General features: G+C 65.6%; 16 protein-coding genes. 10 read left to right on the top strand and 6 right to left on the bottom strand.

From position 1 onward, the window contains the following. Positions 1 to 141 precede the first annotated feature (141 nt). The 5 genes from prfA to BMY06_RS32100 all read left to right on the top strand — a co-directional run bounded on the left by prfA (position 142) and on the right by BMY06_RS32100 (position 4221). A complete protein-coding gene (gene prfA, locus BMY06_RS32080) occupies positions 142 to 1224 on the top strand; it encodes a peptide chain release factor 1 (protein WP_065062639.1) in 1083 nt (360 codons plus the stop codon). Positions 1225 to 1267: 43 nt separating this feature from the next. After that, positions 1268 to 2122, top strand: a complete 855-nt coding sequence (gene prmC, locus BMY06_RS32085; protein ID WP_074987129.1) for a peptide chain release factor N(5)-glutamine methyltransferase — start codon at positions 1268 to 1270, stop codon at positions 2120 to 2122. A gap of 94 nt (positions 2123 to 2216) precedes the next feature. Next, a complete protein-coding gene (grxD, locus tag BMY06_RS32090) occupies positions 2217 to 2528 on the top strand; it encodes a Grx4 family monothiol glutaredoxin (RefSeq protein ID WP_028214777.1) in 312 nt (103 codons plus the stop codon). A gap of 135 nt (positions 2529 to 2663) precedes the next feature. Continuing rightward, complete coding sequence (locus tag BMY06_RS32095; RefSeq protein ID WP_065062643.1) at positions 2664 to 3272, top strand: UbiX family flavin prenyltransferase; 609 nt, start codon at positions 2664 to 2666, stop codon at positions 3270 to 3272. Between the two features lie 151 nt (positions 3273 to 3423). Beyond that, a complete protein-coding gene (locus BMY06_RS32100) occupies positions 3424 to 4221 on the top strand; it encodes a DODA-type extradiol aromatic ring-opening family dioxygenase (protein WP_074987130.1) in 798 nt (265 codons plus the stop codon). 106 nt (positions 4222 to 4327) lie between these two features. Here the strand turns inward: BMY06_RS32100 and BMY06_RS32105 are convergent, their stop codons facing one another. After that, on the bottom strand, positions 4328 to 5923 hold the full coding sequence (locus tag BMY06_RS32105; RefSeq protein WP_074987131.1) for an APC family permease: 1596 nt from the start codon (positions 5921 to 5923) through the stop codon (positions 4328 to 4330). Positions 5924 to 6356: 433 nt separating this feature from the next. Here BMY06_RS32105 and BMY06_RS32110 point away from each other — a divergent pair, with 433 nt between their 5' ends. Continuing rightward, positions 6357 to 6560, top strand: a complete 204-nt coding sequence (locus BMY06_RS32110) for a cold-shock protein (protein ID WP_027797379.1) — start codon at positions 6357 to 6359, stop codon at positions 6558 to 6560. A gap of 142 nt (positions 6561 to 6702) precedes the next feature. On the opposite strand, the gene BMY06_RS32115 is transcribed toward BMY06_RS32110, so the two are convergent. The 3 genes from BMY06_RS32115 to BMY06_RS32125 form a co-directional block, all read right to left on the bottom strand. Continuing rightward, on the bottom strand, positions 6703 to 8013 hold the full coding sequence (locus BMY06_RS32115) for an Hsp70 family protein (RefSeq protein WP_074987132.1): 1311 nt from the start codon (positions 8011 to 8013) through the stop codon (positions 6703 to 6705). A 270-nt stretch (positions 8014 to 8283) separates the two neighbouring features. Then, complete coding sequence (locus tag BMY06_RS32120) at positions 8284 to 8886, bottom strand: nitroreductase family protein (protein ID WP_065062648.1); 603 nt, start codon at positions 8884 to 8886, stop codon at positions 8284 to 8286. A gap of 145 nt (positions 8887 to 9031) precedes the next feature. Beyond that, positions 9032 to 10315, bottom strand: a complete 1284-nt coding sequence (locus BMY06_RS32125; protein WP_074987133.1) for an MFS transporter — start codon at positions 10313 to 10315, stop codon at positions 9032 to 9034. A 154-nt stretch (positions 10316 to 10469) separates the two neighbouring features. Here BMY06_RS32125 and BMY06_RS32130 point away from each other — a divergent pair, with 154 nt between their 5' ends. Further along, entirely contained in the window at positions 10470 to 11135 is a 666-nt protein-coding gene (locus BMY06_RS32130; protein WP_074987134.1) for a TetR/AcrR family transcriptional regulator, read from the top strand. A gap of 72 nt (positions 11136 to 11207) precedes the next feature. After that, entirely contained in the window at positions 11208 to 11816 is a 609-nt protein-coding gene (locus BMY06_RS32135; protein WP_074987135.1) for a DUF1415 domain-containing protein, read from the top strand. Between the two features lie 65 nt (positions 11817 to 11881). Here BMY06_RS32135 and BMY06_RS32140 read toward each other — a convergent pair whose 3' ends face one another. Continuing rightward, positions 11882 to 12748: a class I SAM-dependent methyltransferase gene (locus BMY06_RS32140; RefSeq protein ID WP_074987136.1), complete on the bottom strand. Its 867-nt coding sequence runs from the start codon at positions 12746 to 12748 to the stop codon at positions 11882 to 11884. A gap of 14 nt (positions 12749 to 12762) precedes the next feature. Here BMY06_RS32140 and BMY06_RS39150 point away from each other — a divergent pair, with 14 nt between their 5' ends. Both BMY06_RS39150 and BMY06_RS32145 read left to right on the top strand, forming a co-directional pair. Next, a complete protein-coding gene (locus BMY06_RS39150) occupies positions 12763 to 13134 on the top strand; it encodes a hypothetical protein (protein ID WP_124261833.1) in 372 nt (123 codons plus the stop codon). After that, complete coding sequence (locus tag BMY06_RS32145) at positions 13131 to 13451, top strand: DNA-binding protein (RefSeq protein ID WP_065062658.1); 321 nt, start codon at positions 13131 to 13133, stop codon at positions 13449 to 13451. The genes BMY06_RS39150 and BMY06_RS32145 overlap by 4 nt, the downstream gene beginning before the upstream one ends. A gap of 250 nt (positions 13452 to 13701) precedes the next feature. On the opposite strand, the gene BMY06_RS32150 is transcribed toward BMY06_RS32145, so the two are convergent. Beyond that, positions 13702 to 14847 (bottom strand): methyltransferase, encoded by a 1146-nt coding sequence (locus BMY06_RS32150; protein ID WP_065062662.1) that lies wholly within the window; start codon positions 14845 to 14847, stop codon positions 13702 to 13704. Positions 14848 to 15015 lie beyond the last annotated feature (168 nt).

The following is a 15015-nucleotide window of genomic DNA, read 5'->3' on the forward strand; positions in this document are numbered from 1 at the left end:
GACCGTTAGCGGCATTCGCCGCAGCCCATGGCGCAGACTCTGCCATGACCCGCGCGCACGCTACGTGCGCACGCATTTCCGGGCGTTCCGCCCACCGCCCTTTCCCGCAGTCCTACCCGGAGCCCGCTCCGTACCGCCCCGATGAAAACGAGCATGCAATCGAAGCTCGACCAGCTGACTACGCGTCTGGCCGAGCTGAACGACCTGTTGAGCCGTCCCGACGTGACGTCCAACCGCGACCAGTACCGCAAACTCACACGCGAGCACGCGGAAATCGGGCCGGTGGTCGAGCACTATGCGCTGTGGCGTCAGGCGAAGGACGACGAAACGGCCGCGAAGGACCTGCTCAGCGACGCGTCGATGCGCGATTTCGCCGAAGAAGAGGTGAAAGCCTCGCGCGAACGCATGGCGCAGCTCCAGCAGGAATTGCAGATGATGCTGCTGCCGAAGGACCCCAACGACGACCGCAACGTGTTCCTCGAAATCCGCGCGGGCACGGGCGGCGACGAGTCGGCGCTGTTCGCGGGCGACCTGCTGCGCATGTATCTGCGCTACGCGGAACGCAATCGCTGGCAGATCGAAATGATGTCGGCGAGCGAGTCGGATCTGGGCGGCTACAAGGAAGTGATCGTGCGCATCGCGGGCGAGGCGGCGTATTCGAAGCTCAAATTCGAGTCGGGCGGCCATCGCGTGCAGCGCGTGCCCGCCACCGAAACGCAGGGGCGCATCCACACCTCCGCGTGCACGGTCGCCGTGATGCCGGAAGCCGACGAAATCGGCGAAGTGGAGATCAATCCCGCCGATCTGCGCATCGACACGTTCCGCGCGTCGGGCGCGGGCGGTCAGCACATCAACAAGACCGATTCGGCCGTGCGCGTGACGCACCTTCCGACCGGCATCGTCGTGGAATGTCAGGACGACCGCTCGCAGCACAAGAACAAGGATCGCGCGCTCAAGGTGCTGGCCGCGCGCATCAAGGACAAGCAGTATCAGGAGCAGCACGCGAAGGAAGCGGCCACGCGCAAGAGTCTCGTCGGCTCGGGCGACCGCTCGGAACGAATTCGCACCTACAACTTCCCGCAGGGACGTCTGACGGATCACCGGATCAATCTGACGCTGTATCGGCTGGAAGCGATCATGGACGGCGATCTCGAGGAACTGATCGGCGCACTGTTGTCCGAGCATCAGGCCGAACAGCTGGCTTCGCTCGGCGACTCGGACTAAACCTCGCCGAACATCATTCATCGACCTCGCATCTGAACGCATCATGAGCGAACTCACCGCCGACGCCCTGCTGCGCGCCTCGCCGCTGCCCGCGCTCGAAGCGCGCATTCTGCTGATGCACGTGCTCGGCTGGCGTCGCACCCAGCTCATCACGCGCGGCGACGAAGCGCTCGACGCCGCGCCGGTCGCGGCTTTCCGTGCGCTCGAAGCGCGCCGCGTGGCGGGCGAACCGATCGCGCAACTCGTCGGCGCGCGCGAGTTCTTCGGCCTCGATTTCGACGTCACGCCCGACGTGCTGATCCCGCGCCCCGAAACCGAACTGCTGGTCGAAACCGCGCTGGCCGCGCTCGAAGGCATCGCGCAGCCGCGTGTGCTCGATCTCGGCACCGGCAGCGGCGCGATTGCCGTGGCGATCGCCTCGGCGCGGCCCGATGCGCGCGTGTGGGCGGTCGACCGCTCGGAGGCCGCGCTCGCCGTGGCCGCGCGCAACGCCGCAAAGCTGCTCGACGCGCATCGTCCCGGCGGCGCGCTCAGCTTCGTCGCGGGCAGCTGGTACGACACGCTCGACGCCGCGCTGCGCTTCGAGGTCATCGTGAGCAATCCGCCCTATATTGCGAACGGCGATCCGCATCTGGACCAGGGCGACCTGCGCTTCGAACCGCGCGGCGCGCTCACCGACGAGGCCGACGGCCTTACGTGTCTGCGCGCGATCGTCGACGGCGCGCCCGCGCGGCTCGTCGCGGGCGGCGTGCTCTGGATGGAGCACGGCTACGATCAGGCCGCCGCGGTGCGCGCGCTGCTCGACGCGCGCGGCTTCGACGAGGTGCGCTCGGAACAGGATCTCGCGGGCATCGAACGCATCAGCGGCGGGCGCTTCGGCACCCGAACTCCCGGCTAGCCGCGCCGAGCGCGCCCGGCTCGCGCGGGCGAAATCCGCTATCATTTCACTCTGTATTCAACGTATTCCGCATCACTCAATCCCAAGGTCAGACATGGACACCCAACAGCGCATCAAGCAGATCGTCGACGAAAACGCCGTCGTCCTTTTCATGAAGGGCAACGCGCAGTTTCCGATGTGCGGCTTCTCGGGCCGCGCGGTGCAGATCCTGAAAGCCTGCGGCGTCGATCAGTTCAAGACCGTCAACGTGCTCGAGGACGACGAAGTCCGCCAGGGCATCAAGGAATTCTCGAACTGGCCCACGATTCCGCAGCTCTACGTGAAGGGCGAATTCATCGGCGGTTCGGACATCATGATGGAGATGTATCAGAACGGCGAACTGCAGCAGCTGTTCGCGGCGGCTTGAGCCGCCGTTCTGCCGTTTTGCTCCGGAACGGCGGCGCGCCCGGCGCCCGTCGTTCCGCGCCGGTTTGAAGCCTGGTTTTTCAGCGTTTCGAGCCGGCGCGCCCTCCCGCATTGCTCTCGCGCCCCCCTCTCCCACGTGAACGCCACCTCACCCCACGCTCCACGCCGCCGTCTGATCGTCGCGATCACGGGCGCCACGGGCGCGATTTACGGCGTGCGCATTCTGGAGACGCTGCGGCGTCTGGGCGGCGTGGAATCGCATCTGCTGATCTCGGCGGCGGGCTGGCTCAACATCCAGCACGAGCTGCAGCTCAGCAAAGAGGACCTGCACGCACGCGCGGATGTCGTGCATTCGGTGCGTGACGTGGGTGCCACCATTGCCTCGGGCTCGTTCGCGACCGACGGCATGATCGTCGCGCCCTGCTCGATGAAGACGCTCGCGAGCGTCGCCCACGGCCTCTCGGACAACCTGATCGCGCGCGCCGCCGACGTCACGCTCAAGGAGCGCCGCCGCCTCGTGCTGCTGGTGCGCGAAACGCCGTTCAACCTCGCGCATCTGCGCAACATGACAGCGGTGACCGAAATGGGCGGCGTGATCTTCCCGCCGCTGCCGGCCTTCTACAACCAGCCCGCGTCGATCGACGAGATGGTCGATCACACGGTCGCGCGCGTGCTCGACCTGTTCGCGCTCGGACCGGCGCTCGCGCCCGCCTGGCCGGGACTGCGCGGCAGCAACGCCGACTGACTCCCCCACGATCCGCACCCGGTTCGCGCTCCGTCGATTATCAACATCGGCGATACAATCAATTCACTTGCCGCACATTTAATTCGCGAGAGTTGGGTCTTATATTGATCGCAACGCGAACTTTTCCGACCGCCTCGCGCGGCTCACGATCATGACCACCCGTACCCCCACGCTTTTCCTGTCGCATGGCGCGCCCACCTTGCCGATCGACCCGTCGATGCCGCGCGAAGGCTTCGTCAAGCTGGCCGAACATCTGCCGCGCCCCGAATCGATCCTGATGCTCTCGGCGCACTGGTACACGCAGCGTCCGGCGGTGAGCATCGCGACGCAGCCCGAGACCATCCACGACTTCTACGGCTTTCCGCGTGCGCTCTACGAGATCCAGTATCCGGCGCCCGGCGCGCCCGAAACCGCGCAGCGCGCGGCGGCGCTGCTGCGCGCGCAGGGCGTCGAGGTCGACGAAGAAGCGCATGGCCTCGACCACGGCGCCTGGGTGCCGATGCTGCTGATGTTCCCGGACGCCGACGTGCCCGTCGCCCAGCTCTCGATCCAGCCACGCGCCGACGCCGCGTATCACTTCGCGCTCGGCCGCGCGCTGCGCGAACTGCGCGACGAAGGCGTGATGGTGGTCGGTTCGGGCCAGATCACGCACAACCTGCGTCAGGCCGACTTCTCGGCGCGTCGCGAGGACGCCGATCCGCGCGTGGCCGAGTTCACCGACTGGTTCGAAGCGCATCTCGCGGCGCGCGACATCGACGCGCTGCTCGACTATCGGACGAAGGCGCCGCATGCGGTGCTCATGCACCCGACCGACGAGCATCTGCTGCCGGTGTTCTCCGCGCTCGGCGCCGCCGACGACGACTACACGCTCGGCGTGCAGTCGCTCGGCACCTACCAGCGCGCGCTGGCGATGACGAACTACGTGTTCGGCTCCGCCACGGCGCAGTAAAACCTCCGGACGTGAAAAAGCCCGCCTGAATCGCTTCAGGCGGGCTTTTTTTGCTGCGTTTATTCCCGGTTCAGGCTGCCGCTGCGAGCAGCGGCCGGTGCGTCACTTAGTGCGCGCCGATGCCTTCGAGCACTTCGTCGTGTTCCTTGCGCTCTTCCAGATACGGCGTGCGGTAACCCGAATTCACGCCCCAGATGTAGAAGCCGAGCGAGATCACTGCGACGACCAGCATGTCCCAGCCGTAAGGAATCAGGTCGTGACCGCCGAACTGCTTCGAGCCGATCAGCGAGAGCACGGCCATCGTCGGCAGGTAGGCGCACAGCCACCATGCGGCCTTCAGATCCTGGCCCCAGCCGCCGAAGCCCTGCTTCGCCTGGAAGTAGAAGTACACCGGCAGCGCGACAACCATCAGCAGGATGATTTCGCCCGTCAGCGGCCACTTCGCCCAGTACAGGATCATCGATGCGCAGACGAACGCGAACGGCGCGATCACCTTCATGAACGGCACCGACAGCGGGCGTTCGATGTCCGACGCGGCGCGCTTGAGCGCCATCAGGCTGATCGGGCCCGTGAGGTACGAGATCACGGTCGCGACCGAGATCACCGCCGCCAGCGAGCTCCAGCCGCGGAAGAAGAACATGAAGATGAACGACACGGCCAGGTTGAACCACATCGCGGGGCGCGGCACGCCGTAGAACGGGTGCACGTTGCCGAAGATCGACGGCATCGTGTTGTTGCGCTCCATCGCGTAGATCATGCGCGAAGTCGTCGCCATGTAGGTCGTGCCGGTGCCGCTCGGGCTCACGAATGCGTCGACGTACAGCAGGATCGCCAGCCAGTTCAGGTTCAGCGCGATCGCGAGTTCGGCGAACGGCGACTTGAAGTTGAACAGGTTCCAGCCCTTGGCCACGTCAGCCGGATTCACCGCGCCGATGTACGCCACCTGCAGCAGCACGTAGATCACCAGTGCGCAGACGATCGAGCCGATCACCGCGAACGGGATGCTCTTCGACGGATTGCGCGCTTCGCCCGCGAGGTTGATCGGGCTCTGGAAGCCGTTGAACGCGAACACGATGCCGCTCGTCGCGACCGCCGTGAACACCGCCGACCAGCCGTACGGCGCGAACGTGCTCGCTTCGCCGAAGTTTTCGTGGTGGAAGCCCGTCGTCATCAGGCCGATGATCGTCAGGCCCGGGATGATGAACTTGAAGATCGTAATGGCGCTATTGGCGCGCGCGAACAGCTTCACGCCCCAGTAGTTGAGCATGAAGTACACGATCACGAGCAGCGCCGACAGGAACAACCCCGAGTGGGTTAATGATCCGTCGACGAACAGCGCGTGGGCCCAGTCGTAGGGCCAGGTGCTCATGTATTGAATGGAAGCTTCGGCTTCGATCGGAATCACCGAGACGATGGCGATCCAGTTCGCCCAGGCGCTGATGAAGCCCACGAGCGCGCCGTGCGAGTAGCGCGCGTAGCGCACCATGCCGCCCGATTCGGGGAACATCGCACCGAGTTCGGCGTAGGTGAGCGCGATGGCCAGAATGACCACGGCACCGATCACCCAGGCGCAGATGGCTGCGGGGCCGGCAATCTTCGCGGCCTTCCATGCGCCGAACAGCCAGCCCGAACCGATAATCGACCCGAGGCCGGTGAACATCAGCGCGAACGGGCCGATGTTCCGTTGAATAGAACTTTTCACGTCTTCTCCTGTATCAAGAGCAGTTCGACACCGCGTGCCCCGTCTGTTGTGCGGGCGGGGTTCCGGCGGCGGTCGCACCTGCGCGCGGTCGATTGCACCCGAAGGCGCAACTCTTGCGCGGCGCGTAGTTTAACGGTTGCACTGCCAAAAGGCGCTAAAAAAAGTGCGAGCACTACAAAAAAAACAGCAACTTAGCAAGCTTTGTAAGGGTTTGTTTCGACCCTGCCGCAAAATTCTATGGAGTTACCCTGGGTCCCGGTTGACCTGGCAGGGAATTAGCCGTATAAAGATCGAGCAGGATTTCAAGCGGCGAGTGTGAATAGGTCTTTCGTAGTTCGCCCATCAACGGTACTCCGGCTGGTCCCATACCCCTTCCTTGATTTTCGTGCACCTCTCTGTGGCTTCGGCCTTTATTCATTTTTAGGAAAGTAATATGGAAACCGGTACCGTCAAGTGGTTCAATGACGCTAAGGGCTTTGGCTTTATCACTCCGGACGGCGGCGGCGAAGACCTGTTCGCGCACTTCTCGGAAATCAAGGTTGACGGCTTCAAGACGCTGCAAGAGAACCAAAAGGTTCAATTCGAAGTGCGCACGGGCCCGAAGGGCAAGCAAGCTGCCAACATCAAGCCGGTCTAAATACCGTCTTCGACCTTCAGGACTCTAACCTCGGTCCTGACAGGCAAGCTTACAGAAAAACCCCACGCTTCCTCCTGAAGGTGGGGTTTTTTGTCGCCTGTCGTTTTTGACGAATTCGGGCGACTGCGCAGTGCGGATGACTTCAGGCGAAGAGGCGCTGCGCGTGAATGCCCAGGCCCGTCGCCACGCTGGCGAGGCGGTCGCCGAACACCGGTTGCGCGTGCGGGAATGCCTCGGCGAGCGCCTGGGTCAGGAACAGCAAACCCGTCGAACCGCCCGTGAAATACAGCGCGTTCACGGCGCCCGGCGCCACACCCGCCGCCTGCACGGTTTCGCGCGCGGCTTCCACGATGCGGCGCGTTTCCTCACGGCCGGCTTCCACCAGTTGGGCGTCGTCGAAGGCGAGCCGCAGGTCGGTTTCCACCTGCTCCAGATCGATCATCGTCTGACCGCCCGCCGACACGCCAATCTTCGCTTCCTCCGCATGCGCCGCCAGCGCGTGCCCCAGACGCCAGTCGACCACGCGCATCAGTCGATCGTGATGCGCGGCGTCACTATATAGATGGCGCATGAGCTTGAGTTCGGCCGCGCGCTTGGGCGTGTAGACCGTGTTGATCAGATGCCAGGTCGCCAGATCGAAATAGACGCGGTTCGGCACTTCGCGGCCTTCCGGATCCAGCGACTGATAGCCGAGTTCGCGCAGGATCGTCGCCAGTTCGACGCGGCGGTCGAAGTCCGTGCCGGCCACGTGCACGCCGTGATGCGCGAGCACGTCGTCCTTGCGGGCGAGGCGCGACATGCGCTGCGGCCCCACGCGCACGAGCGAAAAGTCCGACGTACCGCCGCCGATGTCGGCCACCAGCACCAGCCCCTCTTCCGTCAGGCGCGACTCGTAATCGAACGCCGCCGCGATCGGCTCGTACTGGAATTCGATTTCCTTGAAGCCCACCGAGCGTGCCGCCGCTTCGAGCTGATCCTGCGCAAGCTTGTCGGCGCGCGGATCTTCGTCGACGAAAAACACCGGGCGGCCCAGCACCGCGCGCGTGAGACTCGCGCCCGCGCAGCGTTCGGCGCTGCGTTTGAGGTGATCGAGGAAGATCGCGATGATTTCCGTGTAGCGGATCGCGCTGCCGTCGCCAAGATCGGTCGTGCTTTCCGCGAGCGGCGAGCCGAGAATGCTCTTCATCGAGCGCATCAGACGCCCGTCGAAGCCGTCGATATAGGCTGCCAGCGCCGCGCGGCCGAATTCGCGCGTGTGCTCGTCGGTGTTGAAGAACACCGAGGTCGGCAGCGTGGTCTGCGCGCCTTCGACCGGCGCGAGGCGCATCGCGTCGCCAGGTGCCGCGCCCGGCAGCGCCACGGCCGAGTTGGAGGTGCCGAAGTCGATTGCGCAGAAGGGTTGCGCGGCAGCGTTCGACGCTGTATTCGAGGCGGGATGCGGGGAGGCAGTCAAGGCGGGGCTCATGGCGGGGGTCATGGCAACGCCGCGCGGCACGTCGCACGCGGCATTACGGAAGGCTGGGAGGACCGGCTTTGTATCACGAAAGCGCGGCGCGGAGCAACCGCAAGGACGGGGTTCGGCCCCGCAAATAAAACGCGCGGCCCGTGCCGCGCTGCGTGTCACTCCGGCCGCCCTGCGTCTGCTGCGGCTGAACGCCCCGAAGTCCTGCGAGTGCCGGGAAACCGGCCAGCTTGGCCGCGCTCAAGCGTGCTCAAGCATGGCTCAGCCCTTGAACGGCTGCTTCCAGGCGTTCGCGTAAGCGATATCGCCCACGCTCGCGCGCGTGCGCTCGGCCTTCTCGCGGTCGCGCAGGACCGGATCGAGCTTCTCGGCGTCGCCGTAATGGCCGATCGAGATGATCGCGAGCGGCTCCACGTCGTTCGGCAGACCGAATTCCTTGCGGAACGCGTTCACGTCGAAACCGCTCATCTGGTGCGCGGCGAGGCCGAGCGCGTGCGCCTGCAGCACCAGCGACATCGCCGCCGCGCCCGCATCGTACTGCGCCGTGCGGTTCACTTCGCCCTTGGCGTTGAGCGTTTGCGCCGTCACCGCCACCAGCACGGGCGCCGGTGCGTTCCACTGCTGATTGAAGGGCACGAGCGTCGCGAAGGCGCGTTTGAACGCCGGCTCATCGGCCGTGCGGTCGAACACGATGAAGCGCCACGGTTGCAGGTTGTAGCCCGACGGCGCCCAGCGCGCGGCCTCGATGACCGCGTGCAGATGCTCGCGCGAAACCGGCTCGTTCGAATAGGCGCGCGGGCTCCAGCGGCCGGCGATCAGTTCGTGGATGGGCACGGCTGTCGGTGCGGGTTTTTGCTTCGTCATGCCTGATGTGTCCTTGTTGGCGGGCGCTCGCCCGGGGCTCACAGCATACCCGCGCCGCGTGAAACGCGCTGAAACGGCGAAGGCGGCGCACGTGCAGCCGCCTTCGCGTGATCGACGCATTATCCGCAAGCCCCGCTGCGCGGACTCAGGCCGTCTGCGCGCCCGCCGTGCGCGGCGCGCGGTTGATGCGCAGCACGAGGAACGAGGCGATCAGGCACAAGCCGCCCGAGATCATCGACGCCACCGTATAGGTGCCGAGGCTCGAGCGCAGCAGCCCCGCACCGAACGCCGCGAACGCCGCGCCCAGTTGATGGCCCGCGACCACCCAGCCGAAGATGATCGGCGCGCGCTCCTTGCCGAACACGTCGGTGGCGAGGCGCACGGTCGGCGGCACGGTCGCGATCCAGTCGAGTCCGTAGAACACCGCGAAGATCGGCAGACCGAAGAAGTCGATGCCGAACGCGTGCGGTAGATAGATCAGCGAGAGCCCGCGCAGACCGTAGTACCAGAACAGCAGCACGCGGCTGTTGAAGCGGTCCGAGAGCCAACCCGAGAGCGTCGTGCCGAACAGGTCGAAAATGCCCATCGTCGCGAGCAGCGACGCGCCCTGCACTTCCGTCATGCCGTAGTCGCCGCACATGGCGATCAGGTGCGTGCCGACATAGCCGTTGGTGCTCGCGCCACAAATGAAGAAGCTGAAGAACAGCAGCCAGAAGTCGCGCGTGCGGCTCGCCGACGCGAGTGCGCCGAACGCCAGCTTGATCGGATTCTGCTGCGGCGCGGGCGGCGCGAGCGGCGCGTCGGGCTCTTCGCCGAACGGACGCAGCTTCAGGCTGGCCGGGCGCTCGGGCAGCAGGAACGCGACCAGCGGCAGCACCACGGCGGCGGCCGCCGCGACGACCAGCACGACGAGCTGCCAGCCGTGCTTTTCGGCGATCGCCGCGAGGAACGGCAGGAACACGAGCTGGCCGGTGGCCGAACTCGCGGTGAGTATGCCCATCGCGAGGCCGCGATGCGTCGTGAACCAGCGCGTGACGACCGTCGCCGACAGCGACAACGCCGCCACGCCGGTCGAGCCGCCAACCATCACGCCCCAGATCAGGATCATCTGCCACGGATGCGTCATCAGCGCTGACAGCGCCACGCCCGCGCCCATCGTGGCGAGCGCCGCCAGCAGCGTCGGCCGCACGCCGAAGCGCTGCATCGCCGCCGCCGCAAACGGCCCCATCAGCCCGTAAAGCGCGATGTTCACCGAAATCGCCAGCGAGATCGTCGCCCGGCTCCAGCCGAACTGATGCTCGAGCGGGACCATCATCACGCTCGGCGTTGCGCGCGTGCCGGCCGCCGCCAGCAGCACCAGAAACACCACCGCCACCACGAGCCATCCATAGTGAAAACGCCCGCCGACCCATCTCGCTGCCCAGTTCATCCGTGCTCCACGTTCGTTGTTTGGCTTGAATCGTCTGCTTGATCTGCGTCTTGCCGATCGACCGGATTGTTACCGCTCGGTCACAAGTGTGTTGCGATAGTAGTGACCGCTCGGTAACATGTCAAGCATGTCCCTGACGACGAGATGTCCTGCCATGTCCACGCGCCACCCCAACCCGACCGATCCCGCCATCGCCGCGCCCGCCAAGGCCGCCGCGCGCGCGCGCCGCTCGCGCACCCAGACGGCCGGGCCGCGCGCCCAGGAGCACCTGCTTGCCGCCGCGGACGAATTGTTCTACCGCGAAGGCGTGCGCGCCGTGGGCGTCGAAGCCGTGGTCGAGCGCGCGGGCGTGAACAAGATGAGTCTGTACCGGCAATTTTCGTCGAAGGACGATCTGGTGGTCGCGTATCTGAAGCGCTGCGACGTGCGCTTTTTCGAGCGCTTCGAGGCGAGCGCCGCGAAGCATCCGGGCGAACCGGCGAAGCAGTTGATGCAGGCGTTCGAGGATCTGGCGGCGCGCGCGTCGGCGCCCGACTATCGCGGCTGTCCGTTCGTGAACGTGGCGGCCGAGTTTCCCGATCCGGCGCATCCGGCGCGGCACAGCGTGGCCGATAACAAGACGCGGCTGATCGCGCGCCTCACCGAACTGGCGCAGGCGGCGGGCGCGACCGACGCGGCGTCGCTCGCGAACGAACTGGCGCTGCTGGTCGAGGGCGTCTACGCCGCGAGCCAGACCTACGGACCCGGCTGCGGCCCGATTCAGGCGGCGCCGCGCATGGCGAAACTGTTGATCGAAGCGGCGTGCGCGCCGGTCGCCTGATCTCGCGCCAGCCTTCAACCCGCGCGCCCTTCGCCGCAGCGGGCGCACGAACCGCACCGGTAAAATGCCGCGATGACCGATACATCCGATACACCCGATACCGCCAACACCACGCCTGACCCGGCGCACCCCGAGCGCGCCGCCATTCTCGACGCCACGCGCCACTGGCTCACGCGCGCGGTGATCGGGCTGAATCTCTGCCCGTTCGCGAAAAGCGTGCATGTAAAGGGCCAGATCCGATACGCGATCAGCGACGCGACCGATCTGGAAGGTGTGCTAACCGATCTCGAAACCGAACTGCGCACGCTCGCGGACAGCAGCGCGGAGGACATCGACACGACGCTGCTGATCCTCCCGCACGCGCTCGCCGATTTTCTCGACTACAACGACGCGCTCCATTTCGCCGATCTGCTGCTCGGCCAGTTGCGTCTCGACGGCGAACTGCAGATTGCGAGCTTTCATCCGCAATATCAGTTCGAGGGCACGCAGCCCGACGACATCGAGAACTACACGAACCGCGCGCCCTATCCGATCCTGCACCTGCTGCGCGAGGCGAGCATCGAGCGCGCCGCCGACGCCTTCCCGGACGCCGCCGACATCTACGAACGCAATCAGGAAACGATGCGCCGCCTCGGTCTCGAAGGCTGGCGCGCGTGGATGAGCCAGCGCGACGACCAGTAAGTCGTCCTGCCGATCAGGTGACGATCCCCACGATCACCTGAAATCGCGCAGATAGCGCGCCGCGCTCACGCTGTCTCGCCAGCCTGGGCAGGCGAAGCCTCGCCGTCGTCGACGAAGAAACGCTCGCGCAGCTCGGCAATCCCGAACGTGTCGAGCAGTTCGTTGAGCCGCTCCGCCGGCCGGCGCCGCGGCAGATTCTTGTACTGCGCCACGATGAGCTCGTTCTTCATCGAGTGCTCCCAGCCCACCAGTTCCGTCACGCTCACCTGATAGCCGTGCGCCTCCAGTTGCAGGCAGCGCAGCACATTGGTGATCTGGCTGCCGAACTCACGCGTATGCAACGGGTGACGCCACACTTCCGTGAGCGCCTGGCCGAGCAACTTGCCCTTGTTGCGACGCAGCACGCCCGCCACTTCGGCCTGACAGCACGGCACCACGACGATATGGCGCGCGTGCTTCTTGAGCGCGAAGCGCAGCGCGTCGTCGGTGGCGGTATCGCAGGCGTGCAGCGCCGTGACGATATCGACCGTCGGCGGCAGTTGCATCGACGTGATCGAGTCGGCCACCGAGAGATTCAGAAACGACATCCCCTTGAAGCCGAGCCGCGCCGCCAGTTCCTCCGAGCGCTGCACGAGCTCGTCGCGCGTCTCGATACCAAAGATGCGCGAGTTGTCGCACAGACCCTTGAAGAACAGGTCGTACAGAATGAATCCCAAGTAGGACTTGCCCGCACCGTGATCGACGAGCGTGACGTCGCGGCCATCCTGCTTGAGGTCGTTGAGCAGCGGCTCGATGAACTGGAACAAGTGATAGACCTGCTTCAGCTTGCGGCGGCTGTCCTGGTTCATCTTGCCGTCGCGCGTCAGGATATGGAGCTCCTTCAGGAGCTCGATCGACTGATTCGGACGGATTTCGTAGGTCTTGCTGGACATCGGGACAAAAAAAGATGAGTAGCGTCATTTACCGCGAAACGTGCGGCAACCGACAGAGCGACGCAAATAGATCTGTCATTTTACGGAAAAAGCAGCACGAGGCCGCGAACCTGATAGCGGTCCATTCGTCATATGGTTGTAGCGTCCGGCACGCTGACCCACGTCCGGATGACAGGGAGGGGTTGATTAAAAAAGACACGGTGAGCCTCGCGCCGCCGATGTCCAGAAAGGACCATTTTTGGGGCGCGACCAACCGGCAAAGTACCGGTTATGCGCGCATGGGAGGTCGCTCCGGGTCCGCCGGCAGCGATAAATCAGGTATGACGCAGATCCCCGCTGCGCGAAAACGCACGGCGCTGCGCGACCTTGCATGGGGCATGCAATGAACACGATACCCGACGGTAACGCTGAGCAAAAATTCCAGGAACTGCTTGCCAGACTCGTTGAAGTGCCCGAGTGGACGGAAAAGCAGCAACTGGAGCTCGAAATGGCGCGTGACATCTCGGTCGAGATGCTGCGTCTGGCCGAGGAGATGCGCGACGGCGCGGCAGATCTCGAGAATTGCCTGATCCTGCTGAAGTACGCCAAAGTGCTCGATTTCGTGATGTCGGCGCTCGCTGCACGGCGCGACATCAAACCCCAGACTTTACGGGTGATCTTCAAACTCGCCGGCCTTGCCGTGGACGAGGCCTATCCAGGTTAGGTGCGACACGCGGCATCGCAGGCACGGAAAGCGGGCGAATTCGCCTGCTTTCCGCGGTCCGCCTTGAACGCGGGACCGGTGAATGATCCGTGCATGGCATCGGACGCCGCGCCGATGCGCCCGCCTGCCCTATCGAGCCGTTCGCGCCACGCGACGGCTCTTCACCCGCTTTTTGCGTCGCGCAGGCGCTTATCCACTCTTTCGCTCCTCTTTCGTCTTCGAACGAGCCGGCGAACACGCGCGCCGCACGTCAGTCCTTGCGCACCTTCAAGCGCCACAGCGACGTCATCTCAGCCGCACGCGCCCGATAGAGCGGATCGGTCGGATCGCTGGCTTTCGGGTGACGCGGACGAATATCCTCGCGCCCGGCCACTTCCAGCCCCGCCTCGACGATCATTTCCACAAGCGCCTCGCGCGTACGCAGACCGAGGTGTTCGGCGAAATCGGAGAGGATCAGCCAGCCTTCGCCGCCCGGCTCCAGATGGTCCTTGAGGCCGCCGAGAAAGCCACGCAGCATGCGGCTGTCCGGATCGAACACCGCGTACTCGATAGGCGACGCCGGGCGCGCGGGCACCCAGGGCGGATTGCAGACTACCAGCGGCGCGCGGCCCGCCGGGAACAGATCCGCCTCGACCACTTCCACGCGCTCGCCGTAGCCCAGACGATCCAGATTCTCGCGCGCGCAGGCCAGCGCGCGGGCGTCCTGATCGGTCGCGACCACCTGCTTCACGCCGCGCGCGGCGAGCACCGCCGCGATTACGCCGGTCCCCGTCCCGATGTCGAACGCCTTCTCTTGCGACGGCAGCGGCACGCGCGCGATCAGATCGAGATACTCGCCGCGCACCGGCGAAAACACGCCGTAGTACGGATGAACGTGCGCCCCGCCGAGCGCGGGAATCGGCACGCCCTTCTTGCGCCATTCGTGCGCACCGATCAGGCCGAGCAGTTCGCGCAGCGACACCGCCGACGGCTCGCCCGTGGACGGGCCCCAGGCTTCCTCGCAGGCGAGCTTCGCATCAGGCGCGCGGCGCAGGGCGATTTCGTAGTCGCCTTCGATCGGCAACAGCACCATGCCGAGCGTGCGCGCGCGCTGCGCCTGCGCCTGACGATGCTGATGAAACGCTTCGAGCGGCGTGGCCGGCGGCTTGGGCGCGCCCTTCTTCGGCTTGCGTTCGGCGCGGCGCGCCATGGCCTGCAGCAGTTGCCGCGCGTTCTGGAAGTCGCCGCGCCAAAGCAGCGCGGTGCCTTCGCAGGCGAGGCGGTAGGCGGCGTCGGCCGTGGTCGTGTCGTCGGCGATCACCACGCGCTTCGGCGCGGGCACGCCCGCCTCCGAACGCCAGCGGACGGTGCGCGGGCCGTCCGTGTCGGGCCAGCTCAAGGTGGGAAAGTCGGTCATAGGATTCGAATGCTCAAAGGCGCGCCGCAACGAGGCGGCGCAAGACGCGCGCCATCATATAGCAGAGCGAGCGGCCGCGTTCCGCGCGGCGTACCGGCCATGGCGTCATGGTGGGCACCGCGCAACATGGATGCATCATCGCGCAGCGCCACGCATCCGTCGACTCGG

The organism is Paraburkholderia tropica (assembly GCF_900109265.1).
In the GTDB taxonomy this organism is placed as follows: Bacteria; Pseudomonadota; Gammaproteobacteria; order Burkholderiales; family Burkholderiaceae; genus Paraburkholderia; species Paraburkholderia tropica.

What these genes read in the sequence shown, in the direction of transcription:
- BMY06_RS32150 (WP_065062662.1), bottom strand. Translation starts at nt 14,847, where the DNA reads ATGACCGACTTTCCCACCTTGAGCTGGCCCGACACGGACGGCCCGCGC.
- prmC (WP_074987129.1), top strand. Translation starts at nt 1,268, where the DNA reads ATGAGCGAACTCACCGCCGACGCCCTGCTGCGCGCCTCGCCGCTGCCC.
- BMY06_RS32120 (WP_065062648.1), bottom strand. Translation starts at nt 8,886, where the DNA reads ATGACGAAGCAAAAACCCGCACCGACAGCCGTGCCCATCCACGAACTG.
- BMY06_RS32125 (WP_074987133.1), bottom strand. Translation starts at nt 10,315, where the DNA reads ATGAACTGGGCAGCGAGATGGGTCGGCGGGCGTTTTCACTATGGATGG.
- prfA (WP_065062639.1), top strand. Translation starts at nt 142, where the DNA reads ATGAAAACGAGCATGCAATCGAAGCTCGACCAGCTGACTACGCGTCTG.
- BMY06_RS32110 (WP_027797379.1), top strand. Translation starts at nt 6,357, where the DNA reads ATGGAAACCGGTACCGTCAAGTGGTTCAATGACGCTAAGGGCTTTGGC.
- BMY06_RS32140 (WP_074987136.1), bottom strand. Translation starts at nt 12,748, where the DNA reads ATGTCCAGCAAGACCTACGAAATCCGTCCGAATCAGTCGATCGAGCTC.
- BMY06_RS32100 (WP_074987130.1), top strand. Translation starts at nt 3,424, where the DNA reads ATGACCACCCGTACCCCCACGCTTTTCCTGTCGCATGGCGCGCCCACC.
- BMY06_RS32130 (WP_074987134.1), top strand. Translation starts at nt 10,470, where the DNA reads ATGTCCACGCGCCACCCCAACCCGACCGATCCCGCCATCGCCGCGCCC.
- grxD (WP_028214777.1), top strand. Translation starts at nt 2,217, where the DNA reads ATGGACACCCAACAGCGCATCAAGCAGATCGTCGACGAAAACGCCGTC.
- BMY06_RS39150 (WP_124261833.1), top strand. Translation starts at nt 12,763, where the DNA reads ATGAGTAGCGTCATTTACCGCGAAACGTGCGGCAACCGACAGAGCGAC.
- BMY06_RS32145 (WP_065062658.1), top strand. Translation starts at nt 13,131, where the DNA reads ATGAACACGATACCCGACGGTAACGCTGAGCAAAAATTCCAGGAACTG.
- BMY06_RS32135 (WP_074987135.1), top strand. Translation starts at nt 11,208, where the DNA reads ATGACCGATACATCCGATACACCCGATACCGCCAACACCACGCCTGAC.